This window comes from Spirosoma sp. 48-14 (genome assembly GCF_001898575.1).
In the GTDB taxonomy this organism is placed as follows: domain Bacteria; phylum Bacteroidota; class Bacteroidia; order Cytophagales; family Spirosomataceae; genus Spirosoma.
Window position 1 is genome coordinate 34,614 of the sequence record NZ_MKUD01000041.1, and the last position, 19,233, is coordinate 53,846.

The window sequence follows — 19,233 nt, forward strand, 5'->3', positions numbered from 1 at the left end:
GATATGTTCGAAACCGATCGGCTATTGCTTCAGGAGTTTACATTCGAGGATGCTCCGTTTATCCTGGAGTTGCTGAATACGCCAGCCTGGCTCCGGTTTATCGGTGACCGGGGCGTTCGAACGCTCGACGATGCCCGACAGTATATTCTGAATGGCCCTCTACACAGTTATGAACAGCATGGGTTTGGTCCTTATCTGGTCAGACTGAAAGAAGATGGCCTACCTATTGGTATGTGTGGGCTATTCAAGCGCGATACGCTGGAAGATATGGACATCGGGTTTGCTTACCTGCCCGAACACATTGGCAAAGGCTATGGTCTGGAGGCTGCCGCTACCGTGATGAATTTTGCTCGCGATGGGCTAAAGGCAACGCGTATAGTGGGGGTAGTAGACCCACAAAATGCCAATTCGATCCGGCTGCTCGAAAAACTGGGAATGCATTTTGTACAAGCCATTCGTCTGAATGGGCATGATGAAGAGTCTTGGTTATTTGCCAGTGGAAAGTAATTTTTTTCGACAGGATTCACAAGATTGACAGGATTTTTAAGACAACATATTTCGTAAATCCTGTCAATCTTGTGAATCCTGTCGAAAAACAAATTAGAGTCGAGCTAACGCATCCTGCCATTTTTTGAATGCTGTCCGATACACTTTATGCCGATGTAAGTCTGGTTCGAATGTTTGGCCGAAAGCGACTCGTTCGGCGGCTTCTTCCAATGTTTTGACGAGGCCGATGGCTTTCATGGTTAGCAAAATAGCCCCCATCGAACCACTTTCATTGCTGGCATTCAGCCGAACGGGTACACCTGCCATGTCAGCCAGCATCTGCACCCACAGCGTCGACTGAGCGAAACCGCCATTGGCGTGAATGACACGTGCCGAGCCAGTAAAATCAGTTAACAGTTCGTTGATACTAAGCAGGTTGAATAAAACACCTTCCAGTGCCGCCCGCACGAAATGGGCACGTGTATGCTGCCAGTCGACGTGTAGGTAAGCCCCCCGAACCGAAGCATCCCATAAGGGAGCCCGCTCTCCTTGCAGGTATGGGAGAAACAGCAAACCGTCGGAGCCGGGAGCAATGGTAGCGGCTTCGTCCAGAACGGTTTTCGTTTCCTGTTGAGTGAGCTTTTCAGATACCCATTCCAGTACATTGCCCCCATTATTGGTCGGTCCGCCTACGGCGTAATGACCCTCGTCCAGATAATAGCAGAACAGGCGAATTTGAGCATCACGGAGGGGCTTTCGAACCGTTTGGCGAATGGCACCACTCGTGCCGATGGTCAGCGTAGCCGTACCCCGCTTGATGGCACCAGCACCTAGGTTCGCCAGACATCCATCCGATGCGCCAATCAGTAGCGAAACCCCGGCGGGTAAATGCGTAGCTCGAGAGTTGGCATTTGGCTGGTAAGTTCGCTGGTAGGTTGTTGGAACAGGTGTCGAAAGCTGGTCGGGCCGCACACCGGCATAGTCTAGGGCTAGTTTACTCCACTCTCGGGCACCTTCATTGAACAGCCCTGTAGCCGTAGCAATCGAAAAGTCGACCTCGAAATCGCCTGTTAGCTTATACCATAAAAACTCTTTGATGGAACCAAAGTGAGCGGTCCGACGAAGCAGTCGGGGGTCATGTTCGCGTAGCCAGGCCAGTTTACAAAGAGGAATCATCGGATGCAGGGGCGTTCCGGTTTCCTGGTAGATCGACTTGCCTAAATCGGCTTTCGATGCTCGAAGTTCAGCCGCCTGTGCTTCGGCCCGATTGTCGGACCAGAGGATGGCATTACCCAGAGGCTTTCCATCGGTATCCATCGGCAGGAGGCTGTGCATGGCCGTGCAGAAAGCCAGATGGGTGATCGTATAACCCCCTTTGTCTGCTTCTCGGACAACCTCGGCAATCACGTCGACAAAAGCGGACCAGATTTCGTTGGGGTCCTGCTCGGCATAACCCGGCTCGGGATTCAGGGTCGTTAGTGGGGCTGATGCATGGGCCAGAATCTGACTCAGATCGGCAGGCATAGCTATTGCTTTTACATTCGTTGTGCCGACATCAACCCCAACAAAACAATTCATATACGTGGTGGTAATGAGTTATTACACAGAGACGCACGGAGGGAGCGCAGAGATACACAAAGCTTTATTTTATTCTCAGTGTATCTCCGGGCCTTTCCGTGTATCTCTGTGTTATAATTTTTAAGTCAACCGATAAAACGACACAGCGTTGGCACCAAAAACTTTCGCCCGTACTTCATCGCCCCAGGGGGCTACATACTCTTCGATCAATGTTTTGACCTGGGTGTAATTGGCGGCTACAAGACAAACCGGCCAATCAGAGCCAAATAGGAGCCGATCGGGACCGAATTGCTCGAAGACTACATCCAGATAGGGGAAAAAGTCCTGCTTGCTCCAGTTATGCCAGTCGGCTTCGGTAACCATTCCCGACAGTTTGCAGGAAACGTTCGGCTGGCTAGCCAGCTGGGTCATATAGTTTGACCACCGATTGATTTCCTTTTTCGTAATGTACGGCTTGGCGATATGGTCAATGACAAAGTTAACTTCAGGCACAGCCCGTACCAGCTGCAAAGCCGCTTTCAACTGACTGGGAAAGATCAGAATATCGTACGTCAGGCCAAACTTAGCCAGTTGGCGAATACCTTCAATAACGGTTGGCCGAGCCAGAAAATCGTCGGGTTCAGCCTGGGCAACGTGCCGGTAGCCTTTAATCTGGCTATGAGCCGATAAAGCGATCAGGCGTTCGTTTAATTGATCTGACTGCAAATCGACCCAGCCCACAACCCCTTTCACAATATCGTAGGATTGGGCCATGTTAACCAGAAACAGGGTTTCCTCTTCCGACTGTGACGCCTGCACGGCTACACAGCCATCGATACCGTTTTCTTTGAGTACGGGTTCTAAATCGGCCGGTAGAAAATCGCGCTGGATAACGGCCATATCGTCGGTAATCCAACTGTCACGAACGGGGTCGAAATGCCAGAAATGCTGGTGCGAATCGATGGTCATTGAAAACTTACGGCTACCTGCTTTTGTGAGCCCAATCCTTCAATGCCTAATTCAACCACATCGCCGGGCTTAAGGAAACGCTGGGGTTTCAGACCCATACCAACACCAGCAGGTGTACCTGTCGAGATCACATCGCCGGGAAGCAGCGTCATGAACTGGCTGATGTAGCTGACCAGCGTTGGTACGTTGAAAATCATGTCGTCGGTGTTCGAGTTCTGGAGTTGTTCACCATTTAGGTTCAGCCAGAGCGGAAGATTGTTTGGTTCAGGCACTTCATCTTTCGTAACCAGGTAGGGCCCGAGTGGGGCAAATGTGTCGGCGCTTTTGCCTTTTACCCATTGCCCGTTGCGCTCCAACTGCCAGGCCCGTTCGCTGTAGTCGTTATGAACGGCATAGCCCGCAATGTAATCGAAGGCGTCGTCCAGCTCAACGTAACTCGCCCGTTTGCCGATGATAATGGCCAACTCCACTTCCCAGTCCGTTTTTTCGGAGCGTTTGGGAATCACGATGGCATCGTTTGGGCCAGCTAGCGCCGTAGTCGATTTGAAAAACAGAATGGGTTCTGATGGAACGGGCGCATTGGTTTCAGCTGCGTGTTTGGCGTAGTTCAGGCCAACGCATACGATTTTAGAAGGTCGTTTTACGCAAGGACCGAAGCGGTCGGGCGTTACTTCGGGGCAGGTATGCGCATGGGCCGTTAGCCAGTGAGCGAGTCGTTCCGGGCCATTGCTGGCGAAAAAGGATTCGTCATAATCTTCGCCAAAGTGGGTCACATCGATATGCTGGCCGGTGGGCAATACAACACCAGGGTGTTCGTGGTCGGGCAAGCCGAAGCGGAAAAGTTTCATGCGGTAAAATTCAGATTTTTTTTAATAAAAGACGTCTTCAACTTCTTTTTAATCAGGTTGCCATCAACTTCAGAGGGTTTTTGATCAATGGGGGTCAAGAATAAGGTGATTAAGGGTAATTTGAATGATAGCAGGAAAAAGCTGTAATATTGCCTGTCGTTAAAGCACACTATACACTTTGATGACTCAATATGACAAGCCCTGTTCGTTCTGATATACTCGATACTGAGCTATGGAACGCCTTTCGGCAGGGCGATGAGGTCGCGTTTGGGCAGATTGCACAACGATATTATAAAAGTTTGTTCAGTTACGGGGCAAAGTTTTCGAAAGACCGCGAGTTCGTCAAGGATTGTTTGCAGGATTTATTTATGGAACTCTGGTACAGGCGCGAAACCCTGGGCGATACGGAGTTTGTCAAGTTCTACCTGCTTAAATCGCTCCGTCGGAAGATTTATAAGGAAAGCCTTAAACTCCAATGGCTTACCAGCGAAGAAGAACTGGACTTCGATGCCGATATACTGGAGGAACTTTCTATTGAACAGCAGATTATTGAAGGTGAAACCCATACGCTACAGCTACAGCAACTGAACCGGCACCTGGCTACGCTCTCTAAACGCCAACAGGAAATTATTTACCTGAAATTCTATGAAGGGCTTGAAAATGAGGCCATCGCGCAGGTGATGTCTATTTCAAGACCCGCCGTAGCCAACCTGCTTTACCGAACAGTACAGGAGTTAAAAAGCAGGTTATAAATGTATCTTTTGCTGGCTCGGCCCACTCATTGAAAAAAAATCTGTTTTTTTTTGATTATTCCCCGACAAAGGCTGCCTATGTATGATAGAAGCCTTTGTTATGATGGAACACTACGCCGACTATTGCCTTGAAGATTTTGTATTAGATGCGCGTTTTCAGCGTTGGGTTCGCTATCAGCCTGCCGATGAGGAAAGCTTTTGGCAAGCGTTTCTTGAACAGCATCCGCAACAGGCGCAGGACATTGAACGCGCCAGAACATTGCTGCAAAGCGTGTATCGTCGTTATGAAAGCCAACTGAGTGATTCGGAAATTAATAGTGAGATCCAGAAGTTGGTTGCCAAGGCAAGGGCCAGTAAAGAAACAAGCATCGATAGAATTCCCACTGATGATGACTTGCCCGCACCAAAAATTATTTCGTTCAGGGGGCCGTATGGCTGGCTGCTGCGGGCTGCTATGGTTATTCTGGTGCTGGGCGTTGTGGGCTGGATGTGGCTGGCTCAATCGCCCAAAAGTGCCTACGATCAGCGGGTGGCGGGGCAGTCGTTTGTCGAGCATACGAATCAAACTCATACTTGGCAGCTTGTTCGGCTGGCGGATGGCACCCGCGTAACGCTGGAGCCACATGCCCGGTTGAGTTATCCAGAGCCATTTTCGGCCACTAAACGCCAGGTTTATCTATCCGGGACTGCTTTTTTTGACGTTGCAAAGGATGCGAAACGGCCGTTTTTGGTGTATGCCAATGAGCTGGTCACGAAGGTGTTGGGGACTAGCTTTATCGTGAAGGCCCCCGATCGATCTGCCCAAACCATTGTAGAGGTAAAGGAAGGACGAGTATCGGTGATGGAAGCAGCAAATGATCCGGCACAACAACTTGAGTCGAGCCGGGAGCTAACGGGGCTGATTTTAACGGCAAATCAGAAAGTGATCTTCGAACGGGATCAGGAACGCATGGTTAAAACGTTGCGGGATGTGCCTGAAGTTGTTTCCTCGGCAAATCAGACTCCGACATTTCAATTTAAGGATACACCAATTTCGGAGGTGTTAACCGAGCTGGAGCAGGCGTATCAGGTTGACATTCTGTTCGATAAAGACGTGTTGAGCCATTGCCCGCTGACGGCTACACTGACCGACCAGCCACTTTTTGAAAAACTGACCGTAATCTGCGAAGCGATCGGTGCCCATTATGAAGTGCTGGATGGGCAGATCGTAGTCGACAGTAAAGGCTGTAAATAATAGTCTATCAATAAATTGTGTACCATTTCTCACCTGTTTCTGCCCTATGTCTGTAATGTAACCCTGCCTTTTCAATGCAAAAGAGCACCAGTGGTTCCAGCACTGGTGCCCTACGTCTGATTCCCCGCCACTTTTTGCCTGATCGAACATCTTCTACAAAGATGACGGGGCTTGCTGTATCAAAATTTTCACCTTAATACAAAGCCAAAACAATGAAAAAACGACTATACTTCCAAATAGTCCTGACCCTTATGCGCCTGTCGCTCACTCAATTCATTTTTATTGCCTCGTTTGTGAGCGGTGCTTATGCTATCGATGGCAAAGCCCAGGAGGTGTTGCAGCAAAAAGTAACTTTCCACTCGCAAAAACAGAATGTAGAGCTGTTACTGTCCCATCTCGAAAAACAAGTCACAGCCCGTTTTGTGTTTAGCGGGAAGCTGATTCAGGCTGATCGAAAAGTTAGCATTCATGCTGAGCAACAACCACTGGTTAGGGTGCTCGATGAACTACTTACTCCGCTGGAACTAAACTATCGGGTTTCGGGTAAACTCATCATTATCACGCCAAGCCCTAAACCGGAGGCTCCAGCAACCAAAGAAGCCCCCAAAGCCAATCATACGATTAAGGGCCGGGTCACCGACGCCAAAGGTGAACCCATGATCGGAACGACCGTTATGCTCAGTTACCAGAATATGGGCCAAGTGACCGATCAGAGCGGAACATTCGCCTTCAACAACATTCCCGAAGGAGTATACACGCTTAGCCTGAGCAGCATTGGATTTATTACGTTAAAAAAGGACGTGGCCGTTGGGGCTAATGATGTTCAGCTTGAACTGACTTTGCAGGAAGATAACTTACAGCTAGAGCAGGTCATTGTTACCTCGAATGGGTCCCCTAAAAAGAAAATAGAGTCCAGCGTAGCGATTTCAACGGTAAATGCCAAACAGCTTAGCCAACGCCCACCACTCAACAGCACAGATATGCTGAAAGCCATTCCGGGATTGTCGCCGGAAGCCAGTGGCGGAGATGGACCCGGCAGTGTACGGGTGCGTGGTTTGCCAGGTGGAGGGTACGTATTTATGGGTGTCATGGAGGATGGATTGCCTGTATTGCCAACTGGCTTCAGTAGTATCCCTTCGGCCGACCAGTACTATAAAGTTGACTTAACCGTAAAAACGGTAGAAGCCGTTCGGGGTGGGCATGCCGCTATTCTACTGGCCAATACACCGGGTGCGCTGATCAACGTAATTTCGAATACGGGTACTGATCGACTGTCGGGGAAAGTAAAAGTGACGCGCGGTTTGTCGCAGAATGCCAATCGGTTCGATTTTAATCTGGGCGGTCCTTTGGCGCCTAAGCTCAAATTCAATGTGGGCGGTTTTTATAGGGCCGATGATGGCATACGGCCCCCTTCGTACCGGGCTAACGACGGCGGTCAACTAAAAGCGAATCTGACGTACCAGTTTAAGCCCAATAGTTATATCAGGGTGTATGGCAAATATCTGAACGACAAGACGTCATGGCTGGTACCGGCTTACTATAGTTATGACGGTTCAGGCACGGGCAAGGCATTGCCTTCGTTCGATTTGCTGACCCAGACGCTGGCTACCCGCGATACAAAAGTCAGTGTGAAGGCGCCCAATGGCATTACATATAACTATGATCTGGCTGATGGTTTCCACACAAAGTCGCTGGCTGGAGGGGTCGAATTCAAGCATACGACGCAAAACGAATGGACGATAAAAAATAACCTGCGCTATCAACAAACGGACGGTAGTTTCAATGGCGCCATCGTAACGGCTGCATCAGCCTACCGCAGCGATGCAAAGTATTACTATCTGGGGGGGCAGCAACTGATTAGTCCAACCGGCTACTATACAGGTCAGTCGCTTACGGCGACAACCAATGCCGATAAGCAATTTGCCGATAACCTGGATATCACCAAGCAGATTAAGAACCATGCGTTATCGATTGGGGCTGGTATTCATACGTATGATATCGACATGCTCACCATTGGTGCTGCGTTCAATACCGAAATAACCGATAAGCCGCGTATTCTGCTGGTAAATACCGATCAGGGTAATGGGTTTTCCAACGTGACCATTTCTGGATACCGGAAGGGGACAACGACGACTACATCGGCCTGGGCTTCTGACGAGGTTAACTGGGCCAACTGGACAGTCGATCTGGGATTACGTGTGGATCGCTTCCACATTATAGGACAGCGTCTGCAAAATGTAGCGCCTTACAGCAATTACACCCCGTTCGACGAAAGCAACACCTATGCTACTGTTTCGCTCGGATTGAACTACAAAATCAATGAGCAGCATGCGTTGTTTGCCCGGTCTACCAGTACATACAGCGCCCTTACCATTGGCGACTATGCCAACTTCAATTTCGATCCGGCTGGCGTGAAAGATCGAAGTGTATTTATGGCCGAAGCTGGCTACAAAGTCAATATGCCGAAATTCTCGCTGTTTAGTTCGCTGATTTACGCGAGCCTGACCAATATCTCGTCCAGCATGTTGATCCCAGACACAAAGGGATCGTTCATTACCATTCCGACCTTTGCTTCGAGCCGGAACCTGAGTGCGGAGATCGAAGCGACGTACATGCCTAAACCGAACCTGAATTTTCGGTTTGTGGCAACATTCCAGGATAGCAAATACACGAATTATGAAGTTGTAGCGCCATCAACAGCGCGGGCCGACCTGGCTGGTAAACCGTTTGTCTGGTCGGGAAACAAAGCGGAACGGATCCCAGATGCGCTGCTTGAACTTTCGGGGACATATACCTATAAAAAGACGGACCTGTTTGCCAGTATCCGCCATATCGGAAAACGGTGGAGTTCCCCAAGTAATGTGTATCAACTGGGAGGCTATAACGAACTATCGGTGGGGGTCGACTATAGACTACTAAAAGGAATCAATCTGCGTGTATGGGGTGATAATCTGTTAAACAGCCGGGGCTTAACCGAAGGTAATGTACGAGGTGATCAGTTCCTACAAAATGGCAATTTCGAAACCGGCTCGTTGCAGATTGGACGAATTATTCTGCCAAGAAGTTTCTGGGCTTCGCTAACTTATTCATTCTAAGTCACTAGCAATTGAGCGATTGCTCTTAGTAGCAGGAGTACAAGGCCGTTTCGGTGAGTGCGATAGCTCGGGCTTGTAGCTGATCGGCTTTGTACACTGTACCACTGCGAATTGCACTCAATTGATTCGTCTTACTTATTTTTTATGATTCGGTTTGTGTTGCTTTTTTGGCTGATGCCAGCCTGTTTGGTGGCTCAGCAAGCCATACCAACGCCAAAAGTTGCAAATAGCCCTCAGCTAGTGGTGCGACCAAAGCTGGTAGTTGGCGTCGTTGTAGATCAAATGCGCTACGATTATTGGTATCGCTATTATAATAAGTATACCGAAGGAGGGTTCAAACGGTTGCTGCACGAGGGGTTTACCTGCCGGGATCATCATTATCACTATGCACTTACAGTTACAGCGGCTGGGCACGCTTCGGTCTACACCGGATCGCAGCCAGCTATTCACGGGATTGTAGGGAACGACTGGTACGATCAGCGATTGGGCAAGCGTGTATATTGTGTAGAAGATAGTAGCGTAAAGGCGGTGGGGACCATGAACGCCGTGGCAGGTAGCATGTCACCCAAAAATCTGATGGTCAGTACGATTACGGATCAGCTACGACTCGCTACAAACTACCAGTCGAAAACCATAGGTATTGCACTTAAAGACCGGGGCGCTATTTTGCCCGCTGGTCATACGGCCAATGGGGCGTACTGGTTCGATAGTAAGACAGGCAACTGGATTACCAGCTCGTTTTATCGGTCCGACCTGCCACAGTGGGTAAGTGCATATAACGGTAAAAAGCGACCCGCTGAGTTGATGAAATCGGGCTGGCAAACGCTGCTGCCAACTGAGCAGTATACCGAAAGTACAGCCGACGATCAACAATATGAGTATAAGCTGCCTGGTGCTCAGAAAGCGGTGTTTCCCTACGACCTGGCCGGACAGTTGGGGGATGTGTTTGGAGTAATTGCCAGCACCCCCCATGGAAATACCATTACCAAGGAAATGGCTCTGGAAGCCTTAACCCACGAAAACCTGGGTAGGGGAGAGGCAACCGATTTTCTGGCGGTTAGTTTTTCTTCCCCTGATTATGTAGGACACGCATTTGGGCCAAATTCAGTAGAAGAAGAGGATATTTATCTGCGGCTCGACCGCGATCTGGCGGATATGTTAACCGCGCTGGATGGCTGGGTTGGTAAGGGGAATTATCTGTTTTTTCTCACTGCCGATCATGGGGTAATGGATGTGGCCGATTTGTGGAAGGAACATCATCTGCCAGCAGGTCGACTCAATATCGGGACAATCAACACCGCTATCAAATCCGCTCTGAATACCGCATTTGGTGAAGACGATTACATTCGTACAGCGGAAAATTATCAGTTTTATCTGAATCATGAGGTGCTTCGTGCCAAGAAGCTCACCGTACAGGATGTCTGCAAAGTTATCCGGGATGTTACACGCAACACAGAAGGTATAGCCGAGGTTGTCAATCTGCATGAGCTGGGAACTGCCAGTCTTAACGATTACCAGCTAACCCTGTATAAAAATGGGACTCATGCCAAGCGTAGTGGTGATATTCAGCTTGTAATTGAGCCGGGATGGATGGCGGGGGCTATTGCGGCTAGTCACGGTGGCCCTTATGCCTACGATACGCACATTCCGCTGTTGTTTTATGGCTGGGGCGTTAAACCTGGCGAAACGTTTGAGCGTACGTCTGTGGCCGATACCGCTCCCACATTAGCGGCTTTGCTTAAAATTCTTGAGCCCAGTGGGAGTGTAGGAAGGGTTATTGGAATATTGATCAAATGAGGCAAGGTTAACTGAACATAAAAAAGCCCCTGCGATTTCGTAGGGGCTTTGTCACTAAAAAGATTTTTATTTTTAGCCAACGCTGCCTTCCAGACTAATGGCGAGCAGTTTTTGGGCTTCAACAGCAAACTCCATTGGTAGTTGATTCAATACTTCTTTGGCATATCCGTTGATGATCAGGGCAACGGCCTGTTCGGTTGGGATGCCACGCTGGTTACAGTAGAACAACTGGTCTTCGCCGATTTTTGAAGTTGTCGCTTCGTGTTCGACGGTAGCTGTTGGGTTTTTTACCTCCAGATAGGGAAACGTGTGTGCTCCACATTTATCACCCAACAGCAACGAATCGCATTGCGAGTAGTTACGGGCATTTTCGGCACGCTTCATTACCTCTACCAAGCCCCGGTACGAGTTCTGGCTTTTACCTGCCGAAATCCCTTTCGATACGATCCGGCTCTTGGTATTTTTGCCAATGTGGATCATTTTGGTGCCCGTATCGGCCTGCTGCATATTGTTGGTAACCGCCACCGAGTAAAACTCGCCAATGGAGTTGTCACCTTTCAGTATGACCGATGGGTATTTCCAGGTAATGGCTGATCCGGTTTCTACCTGCGTCCACGAAATTTTAGCGTTCGGGCCGTCGCAGATACCGCGCTTGGTGACGAAGTTATAAATACCACCTTTGCCATCTTTATCGCCCGGATACCAGTTCTGCACCGTCGAATATTTAATTTCGGCGTCGGCATGGGCAACCAGCTCAACAACAGCCGCATGGAGCTGATTTTCGTCACGCATTGGGGCTGTACAACCTTCGAGGTAACTTACATACGAACCTTCGTCGGCAATGATCAGCGTCCGTTCGAACTGCCCGGTTCCGGCGGCATTGATACGGAAATAGGTCGACAGTTCCATTGGGCAGCGAACTCCTTTCGGAATGTAACAGAACGACCCATCGGTGAACACGGCTGCGTTCAGGGCGGCAAAATAATTGTCTTTAGCCGGTACCACCGAACCCAGGTATTTTTTTACCAGCTCAGAATGTTCATGAACGGCTTCGGAGATCGAGCAGAAGATAATACCACGCTCAGCGAGGTCTTTCTTGAAGGTGGTCGCTACCGAAACGGAATCCATAACTGCATCGACCGCTACCCGTGGACGGTCGCCCTGAGGCTCATCCACGACACCCGCAAGCCGTTTCTGTTCGCTTAGCGAAATGCCGAGCCGGTTGAACGTATCCAGCAACTCGGGGTCGATTTCGTCAAGGGAATTAACGGTTTTCTTTTGCTTGGGAGCCGAATAGTACTTGATCGCCTGGTAGTCGATTTTCGGATAATGAACATTGGGCCAGGTTGGCTCGGTCATTTCCTGCCACATCCGAAACGCTTTCAACCGATTTTCGAGCAGCCACTCAGGTTCCTGTTTCTTCGCAGAAATAAAACGGATAATATCTTCATCAAGACCTGGAGGGGCTTCATCGGCCTCAATCAACGTCTCGAATCCATATTTATACTCGGCGTTGGTAATACTCTCTAAAATTTCAACGTCCTTGCTCATAGTCTCGGTTAATTGACTGGTAGAAAGAACCAGTGCAATGTATTTTTAACAATTTGCCGGATAGGTACGTTCCGGGCAGGCTGGACAAATATCGGAAACTTTCCGTTATTTCAGGGGTATTTTCTACGAATAGCCTATCGGGTTATGGCCGCTACCAAATCACGTTTCAATATTGAACTGCTGCTGGGTATCTCGGCAACGTTCCTGAGTTTAGCAGCCTTGGTGGTATCGATCTTCCAGACGAAGATCGCTCGTGAACAGCAGGACGCATCCGTATGGCCTTATATTCAGGCCGATTACACCAAGGCAAATGATAGTTTTGTCTGGAATGTTGTCAATAATGGGATTGGGCCAGCCGTCATCAAGTCGACGAGTCTGCGGTATAAGGGCAGAGCCTATAAAGACGCATACGAACTCATTAACGAACAGATCCAGCACCTTAGCGAGAACACATCCAAGGGGAAAACCGCGCACGTGAACTTCTTTTATGGTGGCCTCTCGCGGGGGAACGTGATTAAGAGTGAAGGCGAAATCAAGTTGGGCGAAATAACGGGCAATGAATCGATTGCCGACACCCTGCTGCATATTGTGCAGGATACATCGTATCATTTTACGGTGGTGTACAGCGATGTGTATGGTAATTGCTGGCAACTCAATCAGGACAAGACGACGGCCCTAGGCAAATGTGACACTAAATAAAAACTGTGGGGTCAGATGTGAGCATTTGACCTGATGAGGTTTCTTAAAACCTCGTTATGTACTTTGTTTGTCGGTTTTTAGAAACCGACATCACATTAACCGCATCAAACGGTAACGATAACTAAAAAAACGCCCACGTCATTCCATATCTGGAAGGGCGTGGGCGGGCAACTTTTGACAATACGGTCTACTGGATCGTCACATTTACTTTGCTGTAATACAGCGTTGTCAGTCCCTCAAAACCTGAGTCAGTGCCGATCAGCAGCCAAAGCTCCCCTTTGTCATTGGTCGTTACGCTGAACGGTTTATCGGCATTCGTCCGTGTGATGAGCGCATACCCTTCAGAATCGTCGCTAGTGGCGATATTGCCTAGTCGAATGGCATCTTTACCATCGTTGTTCTGGGCGCCTTTATCGATGTTGAGCGAATAGAAGTCGTCTTTCAATACACTGACGGGTTCAGTAACGGAAGCACCTGCTTTGAGGAATACACTACCTCCCGGCGAGCCACCAATACCAACGGAGTTTTCGCCATACTGAGAGGCTAGTTCAACATTGAACACCAGCTTATACTCCTTGTTGGGCTGTAAACCGACCACTTTCTTCTTGATGAACATGAAGGCATCATCACTCCGGTTCATACTCGACAGCATGAGCGATTTACGGGTTGTGTCTAACGGTGCAGGCAGTCCTTTCCACGATGCTTTAAACTCCATAATGTCTGCCTGCGCCTTTCCAAAATCGGTAATCCCGGCCGACCACCCATCGGGTCCAGTCTGAAACGAGGATTGGTACGGTAGTCCGGGCTGGAGGGGTACGTTGTCCTGATTACAAGCTGAAAAGGTGAATAAACTGCCTGCCAAAACGGCGATTACCTTGAACGTTGATTTCATTATACACTTGGTTTGTTTCCTCTACAGACTCCCCAAAGTGAACCACCGTTGGAATGGTTTTCTGAATTAACGGAACCGATTTCGCCCGGATTCCTCCAATCCATTGAGGGCGAGGTAAAAAGCGATGATATAAATTAACTGAGTTCCGGCTGTAGTCCAATCTTCTTTTAGCGTCGTACCGAACAGGAGCGCACTTACCGTCAAACCACCTAAGAAATACCCCCATTTACTGAATTGACCGCCAACTAAGATCAATAGGCCAACCGTAAGTTCAACAAAAGGTAGGGTAAACAGAAAGGTTTTTGTAAGCATTGGCGGCAGAATGGTTTGGGCAAAACCAGTTTCTGTCTTTGCGACGAAAGCCCCTAGTTTGGGAATACGCACAAGGCCATGCATAAGCATATTAATACCCAGACCAAGCCGGATAACGAGTAGCGCTAGCGTATTGGCATTCATTCCTCATTCTCCATTTCTACGTCACCTTCTTCAACCGTTTCTTCGGCCAGCAAATCATCATTCACACCCACGTCACCGTCTGAATCGGCTACTTCGGCTTTTTCGGGTTCGGGGCCTGATGCGGTGATAGGGCGCAGGGGACTGTCTTGAGGAACGCCTGTGTTTGAGGCTTCGCTTTGCGCCAGTATCTGCACGACACCCTGGTTATCATCGTCGGCAGGGTTGTATGTGTTGTTATCGGTATTCATAAAATGATTTAGTTGTCGTCCTGAAAAGCTTTGGAATCCTTCCCGAACTTGTTGATTAAGAACCGGACCGCGTAACATGGCCACCTAATGCATAATTATCGTCCTGGTGATGATCGTGCTCACCGGTGGGGTCGCCGTCTTCATCCAGCGGCTCATCATATAACTCTTCGTCAGGCTCCGCGTTGGTCATGTCGTCATCCAGTCCATCTTTGTCATCGACGGCGGGGCCGCTCTGGTTTCGAAAAATATCAGGATCAATGCGGTCGATTCGGGAGCCAATAACGCCTGTGTCGGTTGCGACAGGATGATCGAATATCGTTTTCATGTTGTTGAGTTGTTGATATGTCTATAGATAACCCGGTAGAATACCGAAAGGTTAGGCTTATTGGCCTGTTCCTGATGAAGATCGTATTATGAAATCACTATTACTCATCATCTGCCTCCTGGTTTCTGGTCTGGTACGCGCTCAACCGAATCGGGAGCCGCTCTTTACCTCGTTTGATGGCACTCAAATTCATTACGATATAGTGGGCGAAGGCAAGCCCGTAGTACTGCTGCATGGCTTTATCAGTACCAGTGAAAGCTGGAAACGGTCGGCGGTACGGCAGGCTCTGACTGATGCTGGTTTTAAAGTAGTAATGCTCGATTTGCGGGGCAATGGCTTATCAGACAAACCGCACGGGGCCGAAGCCTATCGTGATAACACTGAACTGAAGGATGTTATGGCATTAATGAAGCACTTGGGCCTGAAAAACTATGACGTAGTGGGTTACTCGCGCGGGGCCATTCTGACGGCAAAACTGCTGACGATGGATAAACAAGTGCGTCGGGCGGTGATGGGCGGGATCAGTGTCGATTTTTCGGACCCAAACTGGATTCGTCGTCGAAATTTCTTCGAAGCGTTAACCAAACCCGGAAGTCATCCTGAGCTACAGCCCGCTGTCGACAATGCCAAAAAAGCGGGTGCCGATACGGTGGTGCTGGCGCGTTTGCAGGAGTTTCAACCCGTGACCACCAAAGCCGAACTGGCGAAGATCAGGATTCCAGTATTGGTGGTGAATGGTGATCAGGACAACGACAACGGCGATCCGCAAACCCTGGTCGATGCCATTCCGGGCTCGCAGCTGGTCATCGTGCCGGGTAATCACGGTGGTGCCATGCGGACGCCCGAATTCGCGAAAGCGGTTGTGGAGTTTTTGACGAAGTGAGTTGATGAATTATTCCAGATCTGTTAATCTTTAATGATCTGTTTCGTGAAGAAAAAACTACTTACCCCATTCGCTATCAAAGCGATACCTGGATAGATACCATACAAAGCCAGGTTTCGGGTAGGACTGAGTTTATCCGCTTGCCAATCGGCTATGAACAACTTATACGAAACTAACCAAATGGTTGCAGCTGCCAGGCAGCCCATAAGCCAGTTAAGCAGCAATTCTGGTCTCCCACGGGTAGTGATCAAGGGAATAAATAACGTGTTAATGATCTGGCCTATGTAATAAGCCATTACCCCATGCATGATGCCATTGGGTTGCGAGTAGGTCATAGCCGGCCCCCATTTCGTCCAGATATAAAACGTGACAGGCAACGTGAGGAACCAGACGCCTGGCCGCCTAACCGCCGGGTGGATTTTGAAAATTAAATACTGGGCAACCGTCACCAGAATCGGGAAGAAGAGAAAAACTCCCCATGCGACCATCCAGCTAGCTACATACGCTAATACAGGTAGAACCATCCATCGGAGACGCAGACTATTGTGCCAGTTATATATATCAAATGTATTTTTCATAACCAGTCGCTTTTTCTAATTGATTTCGGATGCCATTATAAGGCTATAGCGACATCCGAAATCAATCTGTTTTATCGCTCAGGAAAGCTTATTTTAATTGGTGCTGACTCGTGGAGTGTACGTTTACGTACCTTGAAAAGGACATACAAATTGGTAAGATGAATGAGGCCGAGCAACAATAAAATACCACCCACCTTGTAGCTCAAGACTTCAAAAACTTCCTGCGGAGTTTTGACGATTTCAGATACGCGTAAGAGCATCACTGCATAGCCAATGTTGAGCAGATAAAATCCAATCAGCAATAGCTTATTGACTGAGTCAGCCAACTCAGTGTTCGCGTGGAAAATATCGACCAGAAATATGCGCCCATTTCTGAATAGTGTATGACCTACCCAAACTGTGGTTGGAATAACCAAAAGCAGGTAAAAAGCATAGGTGACAATAGTATACGTCATGGCATTAGTAATTAAGTGAATTTAATTGTTTTGAATTTTCAGAAATAATTGAAATCTAGTGACAAAAAAATTATCGGAATACTTTTAGGAACTGACCTACTAACCAGTTCTCTTCGGCTTTAATGACTGCATTAAGTGTATTGTCAGCGAAGCCGACCACATTACTCAAGCCTTCCATGACACGGTGGAACTCAGCAGCTTCGGGCGTATCGGCTGGAATCGCTTTCAATTCATTCAGGACTTCCACTACAGGCGTTATCTCCCGGCGACGGCGTTCTTTAGCTACCTGCCGGGCCACTTTCCAGATGTCTTTTTCGGCTATAAAGAACTCGCGTCGTTCACCTGGCTTAAGTTGTTTGTAAATCAGCCCCCAATCCATCAGGTCGCGCAGATTCATGCTGGCATTGCCCCGCGAAATTTGTAACTGCTCCATGACGTCTTCGGTGGCCAGCGGTTCAGGGGAAATCAACAGCAGAGCGTGCAACTGAGCCATCGATCGGTTGATGCCCCACTGGGTGGCTAGTGTTCCCCAGGTATGAATGAACTTATCTTTTGCCTCGTCGAATGTCATGCCCAAAGGTAAATGATTGTTTTTGTACTTTCAAAATATTTTGAAAGATTTATATGGGCTCTGCTGGATTGAGTCTATTTTTGTTTTCTAAGCTAGGCCAAGAATGCCCAGTAATCGATTTGGGTTTGGGCAAATAGCGAGGAACTTCTCCCGATCAGCTACAGCGCATACACCCGGAAAATCACCTGTCAAGCCCAGCATATCGGTCATCAGCTGAAAATGTAGGTGTGGGGGCCAGTCGCCATTTTCGGGGTAGGGGCCTATCTCGCCCAGCTTATCACCGGCATTAAAAACTTTTCCTTCATACAACCCCTCCAGCGACTGGCGGGTCATATGCCCGTAAAGCGAGTACCGGGGCTGAGAAGCTGCATCGGAGTGTTCCAGAATGATAGTTGGGCCGTAGTCACCAAAATGGGCGTTGTCCTGAAAACTGTGGACGATTCCTGCCATGGGAGCAAAGATCGGGGTTCCCGCATCTGCCCAAAGGTCGATACCGAGGTGAATTTCGCGGGGCTCAGCTTCGATCTCATTGAAGTGCGGACTTCGGCGGTAGATAACCCGATGTTCGTTATAACCACCCACGCCAACCCGGGCACCCGCCATTTTCAGTTTACCAAAAACGTAATCGGTAAAAACAGCGGTATCGGTTAGATCGATCCGGTCGAGGTCGGGATTGGTGGCCGAGAAGTCGAGAATCAAATAGGGGTCTTTCTGAAAGTCGAAGGGAAGAAGCATAATAGAATTCAGCAATAGACAGCAACAGAGATACCGTGGCAAAACGTTGGTTTAAATTAGGCTAAGTTGATCTGTTGGACAACTATTCGTTAGCGGAAAAACATTCTTTTTAACTGAAATGCTAGTTGATCTATGAAAATCAAGCTTCTACGCCTGTGTGTAGGTGTTGCCCTCTTAAGTCTGATGAACGGCTGTACCGAAATGAACTCAGTAAATACCACATTGGGAGACTGGACGGTGAAATCGGAATTGGAGGGGGTAGGGCGCTCGGGAGCCGTTAGTTTTGTGATTGGCAATATCGCGTACGTGGGGACGGGCCAGGATGCGTCGAAAAATGCACTGACGGATTTCTGGGCTTTCGACCCGGCTAGTAATACCTGGACACAGAAAGCGTCATTTCCTGGAAAAGCTCGTAGTGAAGCCGTTGGTTTTGCCATCGGAACCAGGGGATATCTGGGTACAGGGGGCGATGCGCAGGGCAACTTGTTTCGGGATATGTATGCGTATGACACCTACACCAATAGCTGGCAGCGTGTGGCCGACTTTAGCGGAACGCCCCGTCGGTCGGCAGTTGGCTTTAGCCTGTATGATGTCGGTTTTATTGGGTTGGGCTTTGATGGGAGCGAACGGGCTGATCTTTGGCGCTATAATCCTTCGGCTAATATCTGGACGCAGCGAAAATACTTTAGCAATACGGCTCGTGTAGGGGCTATAGCGTTTGTGGTCAATAACCAGGCCTATGTGGGTATGGGCAGTTCAGGTGGAAACGCCCGTAACGATTTATGGCAATACGACATGGACCAAGATACCTGGACTCAACGGCAACGTTTGCCTGAATCGATACCGGCCAGTGCGTATGGAGTAAGTTTTACTGTCAATGGTATTGGCTATGTCGTATCAGGTACTACAACCACAAAGAATGTGCTGGCGTATGACCCAGCCCGTGATTTCTGGACGGTAAAAGGCTCGTTTGAAGGAGCTTCCCGCACAAAAGCTGTTGGATTTGCCATTGGGTCGAGGGGGTATGTAGTGACAGGGTTAGCTGGAAACAGCCCGCTGGATGATTGTTGGGCGTACGACCCCTTGTATTGATGTAGCTTGC

At 48.9% G+C, this 19,233-nt stretch carries 20 protein-coding genes; 8 read left to right on the plus strand and 12 right to left on the minus strand.

Annotated elements, in window-relative coordinates:
* Positions 1–3 precede the first annotated feature (3 nt).
* Positions 4–507 (plus strand): GNAT family N-acetyltransferase, encoded by a 504-nt coding sequence (locus BGO59_RS20450; RefSeq protein ID WP_293686220.1) that lies wholly within the window; start codon positions 4–6, stop codon positions 505–507.
* Positions 508–600: 93 nt separating this feature from the next.
* On the opposite strand, the gene BGO59_RS20455 is transcribed toward BGO59_RS20450, so the two are convergent.
* From BGO59_RS20455 to BGO59_RS20465, 3 genes are all read right to left on the minus strand, one after another.
* Positions 601–2,064, minus strand: coding sequence for a gluconokinase (locus tag BGO59_RS20455; protein ID WP_293686222.1), 1,464 nt, complete (start codon positions 2,062–2,064; stop codon positions 601–603).
* A gap of 120 nt (positions 2,065–2,184) precedes the next feature.
* Positions 2,185–3,012 (minus strand): amidohydrolase, encoded by an 828-nt coding sequence (locus BGO59_RS20460; protein WP_293686224.1) that lies wholly within the window; start codon positions 3,010–3,012, stop codon positions 2,185–2,187.
* A complete protein-coding gene (locus BGO59_RS20465) occupies positions 3,009–3,860 on the minus strand; it encodes a fumarylacetoacetate hydrolase family protein (protein WP_293686226.1) in 852 nt (283 codons plus the stop codon). The genes BGO59_RS20460 and BGO59_RS20465 overlap by 4 nt, the downstream gene beginning before the upstream one ends.
* 191 nt (positions 3,861–4,051) lie before the next feature.
* On the opposite strand from BGO59_RS20465, the gene BGO59_RS20470 reads away from it, so the two are divergent.
* The 4 genes from BGO59_RS20470 (at position 4,052) to pafA (ending at position 10,738) form a co-directional block, all read left to right on the plus strand.
* Positions 4,052–4,612: a sigma-70 family RNA polymerase sigma factor gene (locus BGO59_RS20470; protein WP_293686228.1), complete on the plus strand. Its 561-nt coding sequence runs from the start codon at positions 4,052–4,054 to the stop codon at positions 4,610–4,612.
* Positions 4,613–4,694: 82 nt separating this feature from the next.
* Positions 4,695–5,846 (plus strand): FecR family protein, encoded by a 1,152-nt coding sequence (locus BGO59_RS20475; protein WP_293686230.1) that lies wholly within the window; start codon positions 4,695–4,697, stop codon positions 5,844–5,846.
* A 212-nt stretch (positions 5,847–6,058) separates the two neighbouring features.
* On the plus strand, positions 6,059–8,941 hold the full coding sequence (locus tag BGO59_RS20480) for a TonB-dependent receptor (RefSeq protein ID WP_293686232.1): 2,883 nt from the start codon (positions 6,059–6,061) through the stop codon (positions 8,939–8,941).
* A gap of 144 nt (positions 8,942–9,085) precedes the next feature.
* Positions 9,086–10,738 (plus strand): alkaline phosphatase PafA, encoded by a 1,653-nt coding sequence (pafA, locus tag BGO59_RS20485; protein ID WP_293686234.1) that lies wholly within the window; start codon positions 9,086–9,088, stop codon positions 10,736–10,738.
* A gap of 72 nt (positions 10,739–10,810) precedes the next feature.
* Here pafA and sufB read toward each other — a convergent pair whose 3' ends face one another.
* Complete coding sequence (gene sufB / locus BGO59_RS20490; RefSeq protein WP_293686236.1) at positions 10,811–12,289, minus strand: Fe-S cluster assembly protein SufB; 1,479 nt, start codon at positions 12,287–12,289, stop codon at positions 10,811–10,813.
* 144 nt (positions 12,290–12,433) lie between these two features.
* On the opposite strand from sufB, the gene BGO59_RS20495 reads away from it, so the two are divergent.
* On the plus strand, positions 12,434–12,988 hold the full coding sequence (locus BGO59_RS20495) for a hypothetical protein (protein WP_293686238.1): 555 nt from the start codon (positions 12,434–12,436) through the stop codon (positions 12,986–12,988).
* Between the two features lie 187 nt (positions 12,989–13,175).
* Here the strand turns inward: BGO59_RS20495 and BGO59_RS20500 are convergent, their stop codons facing one another.
* The 4 genes from BGO59_RS20500 to BGO59_RS20515 form a co-directional block, all read right to left on the minus strand.
* Positions 13,176–13,880, minus strand: a complete 705-nt coding sequence (locus BGO59_RS20500) for a hypothetical protein (RefSeq protein WP_293686240.1) — start codon at positions 13,878–13,880, stop codon at positions 13,176–13,178.
* A 66-nt stretch (positions 13,881–13,946) separates the two neighbouring features.
* On the minus strand, positions 13,947–14,336 hold the full coding sequence (locus BGO59_RS20505; RefSeq protein WP_293686242.1) for a DoxX family protein: 390 nt from the start codon (positions 14,334–14,336) through the stop codon (positions 13,947–13,949).
* Complete coding sequence (locus tag BGO59_RS20510) at positions 14,333–14,584, minus strand: hypothetical protein (protein WP_293686244.1); 252 nt, start codon at positions 14,582–14,584, stop codon at positions 14,333–14,335. Before BGO59_RS20510 ends, BGO59_RS20505 begins: the two co-directional genes overlap by 4 nt.
* A 55-nt stretch (positions 14,585–14,639) precedes the next feature.
* The gene (locus BGO59_RS20515; RefSeq protein WP_293686246.1) at positions 14,640–14,909 is read right to left on the minus strand and encodes a hypothetical protein; all 270 of its coding nucleotides are present in this window, start codon (positions 14,907–14,909) and stop codon (positions 14,640–14,642) included.
* 88 nt (positions 14,910–14,997) lie between these two features.
* Here BGO59_RS20515 and BGO59_RS20520 point away from each other — a divergent pair, with 88 nt between their 5' ends.
* Positions 14,998–15,792, plus strand: a complete 795-nt coding sequence (locus BGO59_RS20520; RefSeq protein WP_293686247.1) for an alpha/beta hydrolase — start codon at positions 14,998–15,000, stop codon at positions 15,790–15,792.
* 23 nt (positions 15,793–15,815) lie between these two features.
* On the opposite strand, the gene BGO59_RS20525 is transcribed toward BGO59_RS20520, so the two are convergent.
* The 4 genes from BGO59_RS20525 to BGO59_RS20540 all read right to left on the minus strand — a co-directional run bounded on the left by BGO59_RS20525 (position 15,816) and on the right by BGO59_RS20540 (position 18,131).
* Complete coding sequence (locus BGO59_RS20525; RefSeq protein WP_293686249.1) at positions 15,816–16,370, minus strand: hypothetical protein; 555 nt, start codon at positions 16,368–16,370, stop codon at positions 15,816–15,818.
* Between the two features lie 71 nt (positions 16,371–16,441).
* The gene (locus BGO59_RS20530) at positions 16,442–16,825 is read right to left on the minus strand and encodes a hypothetical protein (protein WP_293686251.1); all 384 of its coding nucleotides are present in this window, start codon (positions 16,823–16,825) and stop codon (positions 16,442–16,444) included.
* 70 nt (positions 16,826–16,895) lie between these two features.
* Positions 16,896–17,396: a MarR family transcriptional regulator gene (locus tag BGO59_RS20535; protein ID WP_293686253.1), complete on the minus strand. Its 501-nt coding sequence runs from the start codon at positions 17,394–17,396 to the stop codon at positions 16,896–16,898.
* 87 nt (positions 17,397–17,483) lie between these two features.
* On the minus strand, positions 17,484–18,131 hold the full coding sequence (locus BGO59_RS20540) for a peptidoglycan DD-metalloendopeptidase family protein (RefSeq protein WP_293686255.1): 648 nt from the start codon (positions 18,129–18,131) through the stop codon (positions 17,484–17,486).
* A 132-nt stretch (positions 18,132–18,263) separates the two neighbouring features.
* Here BGO59_RS20540 and BGO59_RS20545 point away from each other — a divergent pair, with 132 nt between their 5' ends.
* Positions 18,264–19,223: a kelch repeat-containing protein gene (locus tag BGO59_RS20545; RefSeq protein ID WP_293686256.1), complete on the plus strand. Its 960-nt coding sequence runs from the start codon at positions 18,264–18,266 to the stop codon at positions 19,221–19,223.
* Positions 19,224–19,233: the final 10 nt, after the last annotated feature.